The organism is uncultured Tateyamaria sp. (assembly GCF_947487805.1).
Taxonomy (GTDB): Bacteria; Pseudomonadota; Alphaproteobacteria; order Rhodobacterales; family Rhodobacteraceae; genus Tateyamaria.
Genome location: NZ_CANKXW010000004.1, coordinates 204,255 through 219,139, shown reverse-complemented (window position 1 = coordinate 219,139; position 14,885 = coordinate 204,255). Strand labels below are relative to the sequence as shown.

17 protein-coding genes are annotated in these 14,885 nt (G+C 56.7%); 9 read left to right on the top strand and 8 right to left on the bottom strand.

Features of this window, described 5'->3' with window-relative positions:
* Positions 1-13: 13 nt before the first annotated feature.
* Positions 14-673 carry a Tim44/TimA family putative adaptor protein gene (locus Q0949_RS12260; RefSeq protein ID WP_299372409.1) on the bottom strand — a complete coding sequence of 220 codons (660 nt, stop codon included), beginning with the start codon at positions 671-673 and terminating at the stop codon, positions 14-16.
* A 129-nt stretch (positions 674-802) separates the two neighbouring features.
* On the opposite strand from Q0949_RS12260, the gene Q0949_RS12255 reads away from it, so the two are divergent.
* Both Q0949_RS12255 and secB read left to right on the top strand, forming a co-directional pair.
* Entirely contained in the window at positions 803-1,282 is a 480-nt protein-coding gene (locus Q0949_RS12255; protein WP_299372406.1) for an FxsA family protein, read from the top strand.
* 58 nt (positions 1,283-1,340) lie between these two features.
* The gene (secB, locus tag Q0949_RS12250; protein ID WP_299372403.1) at positions 1,341-1,820 is read left to right on the top strand and encodes a protein-export chaperone SecB; all 480 of its coding nucleotides are present in this window, start codon (positions 1,341-1,343) and stop codon (positions 1,818-1,820) included.
* A 54-nt stretch (positions 1,821-1,874) separates the two neighbouring features.
* On the opposite strand, the gene dnaQ is transcribed toward secB, so the two are convergent.
* The 4 genes from dnaQ to Q0949_RS12230 are packed head-to-tail and all read right to left on the bottom strand — an operon-like array spanning position 1,875 to position 4,588.
* Positions 1,875-2,561 carry a DNA polymerase III subunit epsilon gene (dnaQ, locus tag Q0949_RS12245; RefSeq protein ID WP_299372400.1) on the bottom strand — a complete coding sequence of 229 codons (687 nt, stop codon included), beginning with the start codon at positions 2,559-2,561 and terminating at the stop codon, positions 1,875-1,877.
* Entirely contained in the window at positions 2,554-3,147 is a 594-nt protein-coding gene (gene coaE, locus Q0949_RS12240; RefSeq protein ID WP_299372397.1) for a dephospho-CoA kinase, read from the bottom strand. Before coaE ends, dnaQ begins: the two co-directional genes overlap by 8 nt.
* Positions 3,144-3,974, bottom strand: coding sequence for a shikimate dehydrogenase (locus Q0949_RS12235; RefSeq protein WP_299372394.1), 831 nt, complete (start codon positions 3,972-3,974; stop codon positions 3,144-3,146). The genes coaE and Q0949_RS12235 overlap by 4 nt, the downstream gene beginning before the upstream one ends.
* A gap of 14 nt (positions 3,975-3,988) precedes the next feature.
* Entirely contained in the window at positions 3,989-4,588 is a 600-nt protein-coding gene (locus Q0949_RS12230; protein WP_299372391.1) for a Maf family nucleotide pyrophosphatase, read from the bottom strand.
* Positions 4,589-4,996: 408 nt separating this feature from the next.
* On the opposite strand from Q0949_RS12230, the gene Q0949_RS12225 reads away from it, so the two are divergent.
* From Q0949_RS12225 to Q0949_RS12195, 7 genes are all read left to right on the top strand, one after another.
* Positions 4,997-5,446: a CopD family protein gene (locus Q0949_RS12225; RefSeq protein ID WP_299372388.1), complete on the top strand. Its 450-nt coding sequence runs from the start codon at positions 4,997-4,999 to the stop codon at positions 5,444-5,446.
* A gap of 123 nt (positions 5,447-5,569) precedes the next feature.
* Positions 5,570-6,841 (top strand): transcription termination factor Rho, encoded by a 1,272-nt coding sequence (gene rho, locus Q0949_RS12220; protein WP_299372385.1) that lies wholly within the window; start codon positions 5,570-5,572, stop codon positions 6,839-6,841.
* A gap of 18 nt (positions 6,842-6,859) precedes the next feature.
* Positions 6,860-8,143 (top strand): tRNA uridine-5-carboxymethylaminomethyl(34) synthesis GTPase MnmE, encoded by a 1,284-nt coding sequence (gene mnmE / locus Q0949_RS12215; RefSeq protein WP_299372382.1) that lies wholly within the window; start codon positions 6,860-6,862, stop codon positions 8,141-8,143.
* Positions 8,144-8,147: 4 nt separating this feature from the next.
* Positions 8,148-10,016 carry a tRNA uridine-5-carboxymethylaminomethyl(34) synthesis enzyme MnmG gene (gene mnmG, locus Q0949_RS12210; RefSeq protein ID WP_299372379.1) on the top strand — a complete coding sequence of 623 codons (1,869 nt, stop codon included), beginning with the start codon at positions 8,148-8,150 and terminating at the stop codon, positions 10,014-10,016.
* The gene (rsmG, locus tag Q0949_RS12205) at positions 10,013-10,624 is read left to right on the top strand and encodes a 16S rRNA (guanine(527)-N(7))-methyltransferase RsmG (RefSeq protein WP_299372376.1); all 612 of its coding nucleotides are present in this window, start codon (positions 10,013-10,015) and stop codon (positions 10,622-10,624) included. Before mnmG ends, rsmG begins: the two co-directional genes overlap by 4 nt.
* Positions 10,617-11,429: an AAA family ATPase gene (locus Q0949_RS12200; RefSeq protein ID WP_299372373.1), complete on the top strand. Its 813-nt coding sequence runs from the start codon at positions 10,617-10,619 to the stop codon at positions 11,427-11,429. Before rsmG ends, Q0949_RS12200 begins: the two co-directional genes overlap by 8 nt.
* Positions 11,430-11,431: 2 nt before the next feature.
* Entirely contained in the window at positions 11,432-12,319 is an 888-nt protein-coding gene (locus tag Q0949_RS12195; RefSeq protein ID WP_299372370.1) for a ParB/RepB/Spo0J family partition protein, read from the top strand.
* On the opposite strand, the gene hemW is transcribed toward Q0949_RS12195, so the two are convergent.
* Genes hemW through rph form a run of 3 tightly spaced genes read right to left on the bottom strand, consistent with a single transcriptional unit; the run spans position 12,316 to position 14,775 of the window.
* Positions 12,316-13,461, bottom strand: a complete 1,146-nt coding sequence (hemW, locus tag Q0949_RS12190) for a radical SAM family heme chaperone HemW (RefSeq protein ID WP_299372367.1) — start codon at positions 13,459-13,461, stop codon at positions 12,316-12,318. The two genes, Q0949_RS12195 and hemW, sit on opposite strands and share 4 nt — an antisense overlap.
* Positions 13,454-14,065: an RdgB/HAM1 family non-canonical purine NTP pyrophosphatase gene (rdgB, locus tag Q0949_RS12185; protein WP_299372364.1), complete on the bottom strand. Its 612-nt coding sequence runs from the start codon at positions 14,063-14,065 to the stop codon at positions 13,454-13,456. The genes hemW and rdgB overlap by 8 nt, the downstream gene beginning before the upstream one ends.
* Positions 14,062-14,775 carry a ribonuclease PH gene (rph, locus tag Q0949_RS12180; RefSeq protein ID WP_299372361.1) on the bottom strand — a complete coding sequence of 238 codons (714 nt, stop codon included), beginning with the start codon at positions 14,773-14,775 and terminating at the stop codon, positions 14,062-14,064. Before rph ends, rdgB begins: the two co-directional genes overlap by 4 nt.
* Positions 14,776-14,885 lie beyond the last annotated feature (110 nt).

The following is a 14,885-nucleotide window of genomic DNA, read 5'->3' as shown; positions in this document are numbered from 1 at the left end:
AGACAAGAGCCAATTACGCGTCTGTAGAAACCAATAGCCAATTCGGGTCGTCAGCCCCCATGGTTCGCGCAAATGCCCATGCGTCTTTCTGCCGTTTTACCTCGGTCAGGCTACCTTCTACAATATCGCCACCCTGATCGCGAACAGCAGATGTGAGTTCAGCGACAAAACGTATCGTCAACTCGCCCTCACCAGTCTCGGGATCATAGGTCGCGTCCATCAGCTTCAGCTCGCGTACACCGATAAATTCGGCTTCGATGGTCAGGCCCTGATCTTCGCGCGCAGCGACGCCGTCAACAAAGCTTTCATAGATCTCTTCGGACAGGAACGGTTGGATTTCGCTCAACTCTCCGCGTTCGTAACCCATGACGATCATCTCGTAGGCACCGCGCGCACCTTGCAGGAAATCGGCGACGTTGAACGATGGCTCGACACGCTTCATCTCGGCCAGTGCCTTGGCAGCGTTGCTGTCGGGGTCAACATGGTCGGTGATGTCCAGATCAGGCCCGCCCTCGATCACTTCGAGGTTGGGACCGCCCAGACGGTCATTTGCGGGCTTGGGCACGGGGGGCTGTTCAAACCCCTCGCGCGTGCCAAGAACGTTTTTCAGGCGCAAGATCAGAAATACGGCAATGCCGGCAAGCACAAGAAGCTGGATCAGCGGAGAATTCATTCTTACCTCGTGTTTAGGAGCTTGATCTGACGGCCCAGGTGGCAACGGCCACATCCGTTCCTTATGTAGGTGCAAGGGTGCAGCAAGTCCACTGCACGGGGATCACACCCACACGAAAGGATGTCGCATATGTGGCTGTTTGTTGCTTTTCTGCTTGTTCCATTGATCGAGATTGCATTGTTCATCCAAGTGGGCGGTGCAATCGGGCTGGGCTGGACCCTCGCAATTGTCGTCATCACGGCGATCATCGGGACAATGATGGTGCGGGCGCAGGGTGCGCTGGCCATGAACCAATTGCGCACTGCTTTTGGCCAGATGCAGGACCCAAGCGAGGCCTTGGCAAACGGCGCGATGATCCTGTTTTCCGGCGCGCTGTTGTTGACGCCCGGTTTTTTCACGGATGCCGTTGGCTTTGCCTTGCTGATCCCGGCGGTGCGGCTTGCCGTATTCAAATGGGCCAAGGCGCGGGTGCACGTGGCCTCGTTCAACGCCCAGGGGTTTGATCAGCGCACGCGGCCGCAGGATCCGACCGTCATCGACGGTCAATATTCCGAAGTTTCCGAGGATGAGACACAGACCAATGGTCCATCGGGGTGGACCAAGCATTGAGGCTGCATCTACAAGCTGTTAACAGTTCACGAATTCAAATTCCGCCAGGAGAGTAATTATGGCAGACGAACAAGCAGCACCGCCCGCACAGCCGCAAATGCGCGTTCTTGGGCAATTTGTGCGCGATATGTCCTTTGAAAACATTGTAGCCCAAAAAGGCGCCGGGTCTGACGTGACACCGGACGTCCAGGTTCAGGTGAACCTTGATGCGAAAAAGCGCACGCAGGAAAACCAGTACGAATGTTCGATCAAGATGAACATCACGTCCAAGGACAAGGGCGGCGACGCTGTTCTGTTCCTGCTTGAGCTGGATTATGTCGGGCTGTTTTCCATCGAGAATGTGCCTGAGGACCAGATTCACCCATTCCTTTTGATCGAATGCCCGCGGATGATTTTCCCGTTCCTGCGCCGCGTCGTCAGCGACATCACGCGTGACGGTGGTTTCCCGCCGCTCAACCTCGAAAACATCGACTTTGTGTCGCTGTACCGGAATGAAATCGCACGCCGTCAAAGCGAAGCATCGCCCGCTGACGCGTAACAATCTTTCGAACTGACCAAGGAAACGCCCGTTGCCGAACCGCAGCGGGCGTTTTCAATTTTGCCAGAGCGATTTTTCGCCGAGTTTCGCCACGAAATCCGCATGCGCGGCTTGTTCTGCTTCGTTGATGCGGTCGGGTAGGGCGCGGGGACGTGGCGGGATCACCCAATCCGAGCCCGCCGATGTCGATTCCGACCGGCCCGCGTCATTGGAAAGGGCGAAATCAGGCTGGCGACCGCCGATCAGCTCCAGATAGACTTCGGCCAGGATTTCGCTGTCCAGAAGTGCGCCGTGTAGTGTCCGGGCGGAGTTATCGATTGCGAACCGGCGGCACAGCGCATCAAGCGAAGCAGGCGAGCCCGGGAACCGGCGACGCGCGATATCCAGCGTATCGATGGCCCGGTCATAGGGGATTTGCGGCAAACCCATCCATTTCAGCTCGGCATTGAGGAATTTCATGTCGAACGCCGCGTTGTGGATGACCAGCTTGGCATCACCGATGAAATCCAGAAATTTCTGCCCTAACTGGGCGAATTTCGGCTTTCCCCGCAGGAAATCGTCACCCAGACCGTGAACCTCAAACGCCTCTTGGGGCATGGAGCGTTCCGGATCGATGTATTCGTGAAACACGTTATCCGTCGGCACGTGGCCGATCAGTTCAATCGCGCCAATCTCGACAATGCGGTCCCCACCTTCGGGGTCGAAGCCGGTGGTTTCCGTATCCAGTACAATCTCACGCATGGTCGATCCTGTTCCTGATGTCTGCCATGACATATCGCACCTGGGCGCGGGCCGTGTCCATGTCATCGGTTTCGATCACATAATCCGCCAGCTCGCGTTTTTCATCGGCTGGCATCTGTTTGGCCTTGATCGCAAGGAACTGGTCGCGGGTCATGGTGCCGCGCGCCATCACGCGTTGTTCCTGAACATCGTCTGATACGTACACCACGGCGACCGCATCCATCGCCGCGTGGCCGCCGGTTTCGAACAGCAGGGGGATGTCGAGGACAATCACCTGCGCCGTTTGTTGGTCGATGAACGCGGCGCGATCCCCCGCGACCAAAGGGTGCGCAATCTGTTCGATACGGGCCAGGGCCTTGGGGTGTTGTTGGATGACGTCGCGCAATTTGGCTCGCAACACCGCGCCATTTTCGATGACGTTCGGGAATTCGGATGACAGTGGACCAACAGCGGCGCCACCCTTGGCATAGAGACGATGAACTGCCGCATCCGCATCCCATAGCGCACAACCTTCATCCACGAACATCTGCGCCGTGGTCGACTTGCCCATGCCGATGGAGCCCGTGAGGCCCAGCAGAAAACTCATCGCAATGCAGCCGCCCGTGTGGCGCTGTCCACTTCGGGCCGCTGTCCGAACCACCGCTCGAATGCGGGCACAGCCTGATGCAAGAGCATGCCCAGACCATCGACGGTGATGCATCCGGCCTCTTCGGCGGTGGCCAAGAGGTCAGTCCGCAAAGGGGCATAGACGAGATCGGTCACAAAAACGCCTTTGCGCAGACCATCCAAGGGGACACGCATCGCCTGTTTCCCAATCATGCCCAGTGAGGTCGTGTTGACGACCAGTGCGGCATCATCGATCATGTTGCCGGCCTGCACCCAATCCACAACCGTCACACGGTTGCCAAAATCATCGGCCAGCTTTTCGGCGCGCACGCGCGTCCGGTTGCTCAATAAAATCTCGGGCACACCCGCATCCAGCAGCGACGCAACCACCGCACGCGCAGCACCCCCGGCACCCAGTACAGCCGCGGGGCCAAGGGATGGCACCCAACCCGGTGCGCCGGCCTTCAGGTTCTCGAGAAAACCATAGCCGTCGGTATTATCCGCATGGATCTGCCCGTCCTTGCGAAAAATCAGCGTATTCGCCGCACCGATCAGCGTGGCACGATCCGTTACCAGATCTGCAATTTCCAGCGCGGCCTCTTTGTGTGGGATCGTCACGTTCACACCAACAAAACCCGCCTTGGGCAATGTGCGCAGCACAGTTTCCAGATCCTGCGTGGCGACATCCATCGGGATGTAATCCCCGGCCAGCCCATAGGTCTTGAGCCAGTGTCGGTGTATCTGCGGAGATTTCGAATGCGCAATCGGGGACCCGATCACACCCGCCAATGGTATCTTGTCTGACATCGTCGTCTCGTTTGTCATGCTTCGATCACGCCACGCAGCGTCAGGAACGACAACAGTTCCAAAAGCGGCATTCCCAACACGTGGAAATAGTCCCCTTCGATGCTCTGGAACAGGCGCACCCCCTCGGCCTCCAGTTGGTATGCGCCAACTGAGTGCTGTATGTCATCCCAATTTCGGTCGATATATCCATCGAGATACGCATCGGACACATTCCGCATCCTCAGACGGACCGTGCCGACATGCCGCCAAATCGGTTTTCCCTCGTGATAGATCACGGCTGCGGACAGCAACATGTGACGTTCTCCGCGCATCGCGATCAGTTGCGCCTTGGCATCCGCCTTGTCCTTGGGTTTCGACAGGATCTGCCCGTCAAACGCCAGCACCTGATCGCAGCCGATCACCATCGCGTCCGGCATCTTGTCGGCGACGCGTTTGGCTTTCATCTCGGCCAGAGTATCGGCAATGTCGCGGGGGTTGGCCTGTTCTGCCAGCAACGCCGTCTTGACCGTCTCTTCGTCAACGCGGGCGATTTGAACGTCAAACTGCAGACCCGCGTTTCGCAGCAGCTGCGCGCGGATTTGAGAACCAGAAGCCAGAACAACCGAAGGCGCCATGTGGATAACCCTGTGTGAAGACCATGTGGAAGAGTGTGCGCCCGTGTGTGCGAAACCGCGATGTTCAGTGCAAGCCTGTATTGCTTGCCAGGTTCACCTAAGTTACCCGATTTCCACCCCATGAGGATGAGGACAACCCTGAGCCTGTGTGTAACCTTCTATATACAAGATTATCCACAGATCCGTTCTGAAACTTATGGACCGTGCGAGATTTAACACATTGATAAATAAGTGCTTTATTGATTCATACCCAATACCACACGGCTCGGCCCGGAATATTTACACAGTGCGGACAACTGACCGAACAACGGGATAATCCACAGAAATCGGCTTCCCTACAAAATCATCAACCTTTCTTATTTCTTTATTTTATTTATAGGGAGGATCGTCAGCGCGGGGAGACGGGCCATGATCGATATGCTTGCAACGGTTTATCCTTGGATAAAGGCATTTCATATCATGTCCGTGATTGCATGGATGGCGGCACTGTTCTATCTGCCCCGCCTCTATGTCTATCACTCTGAACAGGTCGGTTTGTCTGGTGACACGCATGCCCTATTCCAGACGATGGAATACAAGCTGCTAAAGGTGATCATGAATCCGGCCATGATTGCCACCTGGATTTTTGGCATCTGCCTTGCCCTGATCCCCGGTGTGGTCGATTGGGGCGCTGTGTGGCCCTGGACCAAGCTGGTGGGCATCTTGGCCATGTCCGGCTTTCATGGATGGCTGAGCGGCCAGCGCAAGGCGTTTGCTGCAGGTGGTCCAATCAAGACTGGCCGACAGTACCGGATGATGAACGAGGTTCCGACGCTTTTGATGGTGTTGATCGTTCTGTCCGTGGTCGTGAAATTCTGAAATCGTTGACTCGCGGCACGGGACGGCCTATTTGCTAACCCGCACCTCGTCCGAGGATCGCACACAGCTTTACACTTGACCGAACCGAAGGCGCCGCACCGCGAGCGCCCTGAAAGCATTCTCATGACATCTGAAGTCCTCGCCCTCGCCGATCTCAAAGCCCAGAGTCCCAAAGACCTTCTTGCCATGGCGGAAGAGCTGGAGATCGAAAACGCCTCGACCATGCGAAAGGGGGAGATGATGTTTCAGATCCTCCGCGAACGTGCGGATGAAGGTTGGGAGGTTTATGGTGACGGGGTTCTCGAAGTGCTGCAGGACGGGTTCGGTTTCCTGCGCTCGCCCGAAGCGAACTATCTGCCCGGTCCGGACGACATCTATGTGTCGCCGGATATGATCCGTCAGTATTCGCTGCGGACGGGCGACACGATTGATGGTCTGATCAAGGCACCGGACGACAACGAACGGTATTTCGCGCTGACCAGTGCAACGCGGATCAATTTTGAAGAGCCGGAAAAGGCCAAGCACAAGATCGCCTTTGACAACCTGACGCCGCTCTATCCCGATGAGCGTCTGACCATGGAAACGAACGAACCCGCAACCAAGGACCGGTCGGCGCGGATCATCGACCTGGTGTCTCCAATCGGCAAAGGACAGCGGTCTTTGATTGTGGCGCCGCCGCGGACGGGTAAGACGGTTCTGTTGCAGAACATCGCGTCGAGCATCGAAAAGAACCATCCGGAGTGCTACCTCATCGTTCTGCTGATCGATGAGCGGCCCGAAGAGGTGACGGACATGCAGCGGTCGGTGAAAGGCGAGGTTGTCAGCTCGACATTCGACGAACCCGCGACGCGCCACGTGGCCGTGTCCGAGATGGTGATCGAAAAGGCCAAGCGCTTGGTAGAGCATAAGCGAGATGTTGTTATTTTGCTGGACTCCATCACAAGACTTGGTAGGGCATTCAATACCGTGGTGCCATCATCTGGTAAGGTTCTGACCGGCGGTGTTGATGCGAACGCGCTGCAACGTCCAAAACGCTTCTTTGGTGCGGCGCGGAATATCGAAGAGGGTGGGTCGCTGACCATCATCGCGACTGCGCTGATCGATACGGGCAGCCGGATGGACGAAGTGATCTTTGAAGAATTCAAAGGCACCGGCAACTCCGAGATCGTCCTCGATCGCAAGATTGCAGACAAGCGCGTATTCCCGGCAATGGATATCCTCAAGTCCGGCACGCGGAAAGAAGACCTCCTGGTCGACAAGACGGACCTTGCCAAGACCTTCGTGTTGCGGCGCATCCTGAACCCGATGGGCACGACCGATGCCATCGAGTTCCTGATTTCCAAGCTGAAGCAAACCAAGACGAACGAAGAGTTCTTTGACTCCATGAACACCTGATCCAGTTTGGTGATTTGAATGGACACGATTTATGCTCTCGCCACCGCGCAGGGGCGGGCTGGGGTTGCCGTTATTCGGATTTCTGGCCCTGCCGCGTTTGATTGCGTGCGGCAGCTGGTCGGAGATGTGCCGCAGCCGCGGCAGGCTGCGTTACGGAACATTCGTGATACGAATGGTGATGTTCTTGATCGGGCGCTGGTTTTGTTATTCGAGGGGCCAGCCAGCTTTACCGGCGAAGACGTCGTTGAACTACATCTTCATGGCAGCGTCGCTGTCGTGCACGCCGTTCTCAAGACGTTGAGTGGTCTTCCGTGCCGTCTGGCGCAAGAGGGTGAGTTCACCCGTCGAGCCCTTGAGAATAATAAGATGGACCTCGCGCAGGTCGAAGGTTTGGGTGATCTGATTGATGCCGAAACCGAAGGGCAACGGCGGCAGGCGCAGCGGATATCATCTGGTGAATTAGGCGGCCGGATCGAAGACTGGCGCCGCAACTTGATCCGGGCGGCGTCCCTGGTCGAAGTGACGATTGATTTCGCAGATGAGGACGTGCCGGTAGATGTGACACCAGAAGTTCAGGATCTGCTGGAGACTGTGCGCGTTGGCATTTTGAAAGAGTTGGACGGATATCAAGCAGCCGAACGCATCCGGACGGGATTTGATGTCGCGATTGTTGGTCCGCCAAATGCGGGAAAATCAACGCTTTTGAATGCGTTGGCGAAACGGGATGCCGCAATCACATCGCATCGCGCAGGAACAACACGTGACGTGATCGAAGTGCGGATGGACCTTGGTGGTTTGCCCGTCACTCTTTTGGACACTGCCGGTCTGCGTGAAGGCGAGGATGAGATTGAGCAAGAAGGTATCGACCGGGCGATCGCACGCGCCACATTAGCTGATTTGCGAATCTTTTTGACTGAAGATGTGGATGGTCTGCCAGTCTCACCCGCGGATCAGGATATTGTCCTCGCGCCCAAGGCTGATATTCGTGCCGACGGAAAACCGGCGATTTCCGGACAGACCGGGCAGGGTGTTCCGGAATTGATTGCAGAGATCACGTCGAGGCTGCAACAAAGGTCACAGGGCGCTGGCCTGGTTGCGCATGAACGGCACCGTGTCGCGATGCAGGCGGCCACACGTGCATTGGCCCAAGCCTACCAATTTGTTGGTCTGGGGTCAGAACACTATGATATTTCCGCCGAAGAGATCCGGACCGCGATTCGCAGTTTGGAGGCTGTCGTTGGTCGGATCGATGTAGAGAACTTGCTGGACGAAATTTTCTCGAGCTTTTGCCTTGGGAAATAGTGGAGTGTTTCACGTGAAACAATTCGATGTCATTGTCATTGGTGCCGGCCATGCCGGCTGCGAAGCTGCACATGCAGCGGCTCGTATGGGTGCAGACACCGCGCTGATCACCCTCAAACGCAGTGGCATTGGCGTTATGTCGTGTAATCCGGCGATTGGCGGTCTGGGTAAAGGGCATCTCGTCCGCGAAGTGGACGCGATGGATGGCATCATGGGGCGTGTCGCCGATGCGGCCGGAATCCAGTTTCGGCTGTTGAACCGCCGCAAAGGCCCAGCTGTGCAAGGTCCGCGCGCGCAATCTGATCGCAAGGTGTACCATCGCGAAATGCTTGGCATGATTGAATCCACGCCAAATCTGACAGTGATCGAAGGCGAAGCGACAGATTTCGTCATGAGCGGACAGAGGGTTGCGGGCGTTTTGCTTGCCGATGGGGTGAGCCTTGGTGGCAAGTCAGTGATCCTGACAACGGGAACGTTCTTGCGCGGCGTAATCCACATCGGCGACGTGTCCTATTCCGGTGGGCGTATGGGCGACAAGGCATCGTCTGACTTGGCGCATCGCATGGACAGCTTTGAATTGCCGATGGGTCGACTCAAGACAGGTACGCCACCGCGACTGGATGGGCGAACTATTGATTGGACGTCATTGGACCGACAAGAAGGTGATGACGAGCCCACACTGTTTTCATTTATGTCCAAGACCACGCCCTTGCGGCAGATTGCGTGCGGGATCACCCACACCAACGCGCAGACACATGACATCATTCAGGTAAACCTTGAGAAGTCTGCCATGTATGGCGGCCACATAGAAGGTGTTGGCCCGCGCTATTGCCCGTCAATCGAGGATAAAGTCGTGCGGTTTGCGGATAAGGACTCGCATCAAATCTTCCTCGAACCTGAAGGTTTGGACGACACGACGGTTTATCCCAATGGGATTTCGACATCTCTGCCTGAAGACGTGCAGCACGCCTATGTGCATTCGATCAAGGGTTTGGAGCAGGCAAAAATCGTCCAGCCAGGCTATGCAATTGAATATGACTATGTCGATCCGCGTGCATTGCGGTCGGATTTGTCCTTGGAATGTGTTCCAGGGCTGTATCTGGCTGGGCAGATCAACGGGACAACCGGGTACGAGGAGGCGGCCGCGCAGGGGTTGGTTGCCGGGCTGAATGCTGCACGGGCGTCGCAAGACAGGGAACCCGTCCACTTCCGCCGCGATCAAAGTTACATTGGCGTCATGATCGATGACCTGACGACGCGCGGGGTGACGGAGCCTTACAGGATGTTCACGTCACGCGCCGAGTTCCGCTTGTCGCTGCGGGCGGATAATGCTGATCAACGGCTTACACCATTGGGATTGGACATCGGGTGTGTCGGAGAGGAGCGTAGGCGCATGTTCTTGTCCAAGGCCGACGCGCTTGCAGATGCAAAGATTCGCCTGAAGGCCATTGAATATACACCAAAGCAGATTTCCGGAGCGGGCATTCGCATCAACCAGGACGGAACCAAACGCACGGCTTTCCAGCTCTTGGCGTTCCCGGATGTGGCTTATGCGGACGTGGTGCGCCTTGACCATAGCCTTTCAGAGGTGCCGGATGATATCCAAGAACAAATGTCCAGGGACGCGCTTTATGCCAATTACATTCAGCGTCAGGAGAAAGATGTTGAACGGCTGCGCAAGGACGAGGCGCTGAAAATTCCGCAAGATTTCGAATATGGTGCAGTCACCGGCCTCTCCGCGGAGCTTGTGTCCAAATTGGAACGTGCACGCCCTGCGGATTTGTCTCAGGCTGGACGTATCGATGGTATGACGCCTGCCGGACTGGCGTTGATCCTCGGTCGAATTCGGTATCTGGAAAAGCGTTCGGCATGACTCATGTGCCCAGCTGGTTTCCCGAAGATGTTTCACGTGAAACATTGGATAAGCTGACGGCATATGCCGAGTTGCTTCGCAAGTGGAACGCCAAGATCAACCTTGTCGCCAAATCGACCTTGGCAGAGCTTGAAGACAGGCACATCTGGGATTCTGCGCAGGTTTTCAGGCAATCCTGTGGAAAATGGTGTGATTTGGGCAGTGGCGGCGGGATGCCCGCGGTCGTGGTCGCAATAATCGCGGATGGTTTGGGTCATGAAACAGGCTTTACTCTTATCGAGAGTGACCAGCGTAAGGCAGCCTTCCTGCGAACCTGCGCTCGAACGCTGAGTTTGCCGATAACGGTTTTAGCCACCCGCGCCGAAGATGCGCCGCCCCAAGGCGCGTCCATCGTTTCCGCACGCGCCTTGGCGGACCTGGATCAACTTTTGCACTGGTCAACGCCACACTTGTCGCCTGACGGTGTTTGTGTGTTCATGAAGGGTGCAAAATGGAGGCAGGAGATTGCCGACGCTCAGGAAAACTGGCGGTTTTCATATGAAGCGACGCCGAGTATGACACATAGTGAAGCAGCGATCCTGACCATAAGGGATATAGAACGTGTCTGACCCAAGCCGACCAAAAGGTCCCAAAATCATTTCTGTGGCCAACCAGAAGGGCGGTGTCGGCAAGACGACGACCACCATAAATCTTGCCGCCGCACTGTGCGAAATCGGCTGTCGCGTGCTGGTCGTGGATCTGGACCCACAAGGCAATGCGTCCACTGGACTTGGGATCGATATGGAAGATCGGACGCACACCACGTACGATCTTTTGCTGGGCGATGTCGCTTTGAAAGATGTGGTGTTGGCTACCGATCTGGAAGATTTGATGATTGTGCCCGCAACCGTAGACCTCAGCTCTGCGGACATCGAGCTGATTGCAAATGAAAAGCGGAGCTTTCTCCTGCACGATGCTTTGCGGCAAACACAGATGGACAGCTATGCTCTGGACTACATCCTGATCGACTGCCCGCCATCCCTGAACCTGTTGACGGTGAATGCGATGATCGCCTCGCATTCAGTGCTGGTTCCGCTGCAAAGTGAATTTTTTGCGCTGGAAGGCCTATCACAGCTGATGTTGACGATCCGTGAGGTGCGCCAGACTGGGAATCCCGATTTGCGCATCGAGGGTGTCGTGATGACGATGCACGACGGTCGGAACAATTTGTCTCAACAGGTTGAACAAGATGCGCGGGACAATTTGGGCGACATTGTTTTCAAGACGCGCATCCCGCGAAATGTGCGGGTCAGTGAGGCGCCATCTTTTGCCATGCCCGTATTGTCCTATGATTCCGGGTCCAAGGGCGCGGTGGCCTACCGCGAATTGGCGCAGGAACTGGTAAACAACAACAAAGCAGTGGTGGGAGCATAGAGATGGCCGGCAATGACAAAAAGCGTGGGCTCGGGCGTGGTTTGTCCGCATTGATGGCAGATGTGGCCGATCAAGACACCGCGACACCGGCGGGCCGCTCGGCTGATCAACAGATCCCGATCGAGAAAATTCGCCCAAATCCGGACCAGCCCCGTAAGCAGTTTGATGCTGCCCCGCTGGATGATCTGGTTGCATCGATCAAGGAAAAGGGCGTTCTTCAGCCGTTGATCGTTCGCCAGGTCGGAGACATGTATGAAATCGTGGCGGGGGAACGCCGGTGGCGTGCGGCGCAACAGGCGCAGTTGCATCGTTTGCCAGTCCTCATACGCGATTTCACGGATACCGAAGTTCTCGAAGTTGCGATCATTGAAAACATTCAACGCGCGGATCTGAACCCGATCGAAGAAGCAGCGGGTTATAAACAGCTGATGGACCGGTTTGGCCATACGCAGGAGAAAATGGCCGAAGCGCTTGGCAAAAGCCGCAGTCACATTGCGAACCTGTTGCGCCTGTTGCAGCTGCCGGACGCGATTCAGACATATGTCATGGATGGATCGCTCAGCTCGGGCCATGCGCGTGCGCTGATTACGGCGGATGATCCTTTGGCGATGGCGAAAAAGGTGATTGCGGGTGGCTTGTCGGTGCGCGCAACCGAAGCCTTGGTAAAGAAGGCTGCGAAGTCCGGCGATGACAACATCTTTTCCGAGGGTCGCAAGGCGGCGCCTGCAAAAGATGCAGATACCCGTGCATTGGAAAACGACTTGTCAGCGGCCACCGGGGTTAAAGTGTCGCTGTCGCACAAGGGCGACGGAGAATCCGGGCAGCTCGTCCTGAATTATGAAACGCTCGAGCAGCTTGATGATCTGTGCCGCAGGCTTAGCAATGGTTAGTCAATCAGGAGCTTTTCAAGTACGGCGTTGAGCAGGGCAAACCCGTGATCGGAAGCGCGCAGTTGATCGCCTTCGATTTCGATCATTCCCATTTCCAACAACGCCTTAATATTACTTGAATTCAAAGGGTTACCGGAAATCTCCGAGTACCGGTCCATGCTTATTCCATCCCGGACACGCATGCCCATCAACAGGAACTCGGTGGCTTGATCTGATGCGGTCAAAGCGCTGCGCAATTCACGATCATCTCCTGAAAGCCAAGCTGCAGGCATGCGTGTCTGCACAGTGGAGAGCCGCGCCCCTTGCGTGGTGATGCGTCCATGTGCGCCGGGCCCGATCCCGGCGTAGTCGCCGTAACGCCAATAGATCAAATTATGCTTGGACTCCGCTCCGTCCTTTGCGTGGTTCGACACCTCGTACCGATCCAGCCCGTGTTCCGCGCATATGTCTTGGGTAAGCGCGTACATGTCCGCCGAAAGGTCATCATCGGGCAGGCCGCGCAGCCTACCTGCGTTGTAGCGATCCCCGAACGCCGTGCCTTGTTCGACCGTCAATTGATAAAGTGACACGTGATCGAGGCCGAGAGACAGTGCTTGCGAAAGCTCTGATTCCCATTGTGTTAGAGACTGATTTTGACGCCCATACATCAGATCAAAACTGACGCGGTCAAACGTATTCCGCGCGATATCAAATGCGGCCAGACCTTCGGTAGCGCTGTGCATGCGGCCCAGTGCCTTGAGGTCAGAATCGTTTAATGCCTGAATGCCCATCGATACGCGGTTGACGCCGGCGGTACGAAAATCGGCAAACCGGCTTGCCTCGACAGATGTGGGGTTTGCTTCGAGCGTTACTTCGAGATCATTCGCGGTGGGCCAGGTCTGGTGCACCGCAGCAAGGATTGCGTCTACTGTTCGTGGGTCCATCAGACTGGGAGTACCGCCACCAAAGAAGACGGAGTTCAGCGTCCTTCCCCTGGTTTCGGCGCCTATCTTGTGCACTTCGGACACCAACGCCGCGCACCAGGCGGCGTGGTCAACGGACCGGGTCACGTGGCTATTGAAGTCGCAATAGGGACATTTGGCAGCGCAGAAGGGCCAATGGACATACAGCCCAAACCCGCCATTGGTCCAATCGTCAGCCAAAACAGCCTGCGATCAATTTGGCAAAGCTGTCAGCGCGGTGACTGATTGCGTTTTTTTCACCTGCGGGCATTTCGGCAAAGGTCCGGTCGTGACCCAAGGGTTGGAACATCGGATCATAGCCGTGGCCCTGCGCCCCGCGCATCGGCCAGACAAGCGTACCTTCAACGGTGCCCTCGAATACCTCGTCATGTCCATCGGGCCAGGCGAGGACCAGCGTTGAGCAAAACCGTGCGGTCCACGGCTGCGGCGCGTTACGTTCCTGCAATTCGGTATGGGTGCGGGTCATGGCCATTTCAAAATCGCGACCATTCGGCGTTTCGGCCCAATCGGCGGTATAGACACCCGGCGCACCATCGAGCCCGTCCACCTGAATTCCTGAATCGTCGGCCAGCGCGGGCAGGCCGGTCGCCTTGACCGCCGCGTGCGCCTTGATCCGCGCGTTCCCGACAAATGTGTCTTCGGTTTCCTCCGGTTCCTCGAGGTTCATGGCCGCAGCACCGATTACCTTGACGCCGAATGGCGCAAACAGCTGCTCCATCTCCTCAAGCTTGCCCGCGTTATGCGTGGCGACAAGGACCTGATCGCCTTCGAAACGTCGGGTCATGTCGCGGCAGCCAGCTGAATCGCGGCCAATTCGCCAACGCCCTTCTCGGCCAGATCCATCAGATTGTTCATCTGGTCGCGCGAGAATGTTGACCCCTCGGCGCTCATCTGGATTTCGATCAATTGGCCGTCGCCCATCATGATAAAGTTTCCGTCCACGCCTGCTTCGCTGTCTTCGGGATAGTCGAGGTCAAGCACGGGTTGACCCGCGTAGATGCCGCAGCTGACCGCAGCGACGGGCGAAATCAGCGGATCAGAGACGATATCGCCCGCCTTCATCAACTTGTTCACGGCCAGACGCAGCGCCACCCAACCCCCAGTGATCGAGGCGCAACGCGTTCCGCCATCGGCTTGCAGCACGTCGCAGTCGATTGTGATCTGCCGCTCGCCCAAGGCCACCCGATCCACGCCAGCGCGCAGGGCCCGACCGATTAACCGTTGGATTTCGACCGTGCGACCGCCTTGCTTGCCCGAGGCGGCCTCGCGCCGCATCCGCGTGTTCGTGGCCCGCGGCAGCATGCCGTATTCTGCGGTGACCCAGCCCAGACCCGACCCCTTGATGAACGGGGGCACCCGCTCTTCGATCGTGGCCGTGCACAGCACATGCGTGTCGCCCATTTTGATCAATGCCGAGCCCTCGGCGTGTTTCGTGAACCCTGTTTCGATTGAAACAGCACGCATTTCGCTTAACTCTCGTCCTGAGGGGCGCATGTTATGTCCTTTTTGTTGCTGCGCCGGGATACCGTTCCAAGGGCCCAAGCCGCAACCCCGATTGACCTTTGATTTTGGTGGGCCTCTAATCAGCACAATGACAAAAACCG

Coding starts and splice junctions, on each gene's coding strand:
- dnaQ (WP_299372400.1), bottom strand. CDS start 2,561: ATGCGTGAGATTGTACTGGATACGGAAACCACCGGCTTCGACCCCGAA.
- rph (WP_299372361.1), bottom strand. CDS start 14,775: ATGCGCCCCTCAGGACGAGAGTTAAGCGAAATGCGTGCTGTTTCAATC.
- Q0949_RS12230 (WP_299372391.1), bottom strand. CDS start 4,588: ATGGCGCCTTCGGTTGTTCTGGCTTCTGGTTCTCAAATCCGCGCGCAG.
- secB (WP_299372403.1), top strand. CDS start 1,341: ATGGCAGACGAACAAGCAGCACCGCCCGCACAGCCGCAAATGCGCGTT.
- rsmG (WP_299372376.1), top strand. CDS start 10,013: ATGACTCATGTGCCCAGCTGGTTTCCCGAAGATGTTTCACGTGAAACA.
- Q0949_RS12225 (WP_299372388.1), top strand. CDS start 4,997: ATGATCGATATGCTTGCAACGGTTTATCCTTGGATAAAGGCATTTCAT.
- rho (WP_299372385.1), top strand. CDS start 5,570: ATGACATCTGAAGTCCTCGCCCTCGCCGATCTCAAAGCCCAGAGTCCC.
- mnmE (WP_299372382.1), top strand. CDS start 6,860: ATGGACACGATTTATGCTCTCGCCACCGCGCAGGGGCGGGCTGGGGTT.
- Q0949_RS12195 (WP_299372370.1), top strand. CDS start 11,432: ATGGCCGGCAATGACAAAAAGCGTGGGCTCGGGCGTGGTTTGTCCGCA.
- Q0949_RS12235 (WP_299372394.1), bottom strand. CDS start 3,974: ATGTCAGACAAGATACCATTGGCGGGTGTGATCGGGTCCCCGATTGCG.
- coaE (WP_299372397.1), bottom strand. CDS start 3,147: ATGAGTTTTCTGCTGGGCCTCACGGGCTCCATCGGCATGGGCAAGTCG.
- Q0949_RS12260 (WP_299372409.1), bottom strand. CDS start 673: ATGAATTCTCCGCTGATCCAGCTTCTTGTGCTTGCCGGCATTGCCGTA.
- Q0949_RS12255 (WP_299372406.1), top strand. CDS start 803: ATGTGGCTGTTTGTTGCTTTTCTGCTTGTTCCATTGATCGAGATTGCA.
- rdgB (WP_299372364.1), bottom strand. CDS start 14,065: ATGACCCGACGTTTCGAAGGCGATCAGGTCCTTGTCGCCACGCATAAC.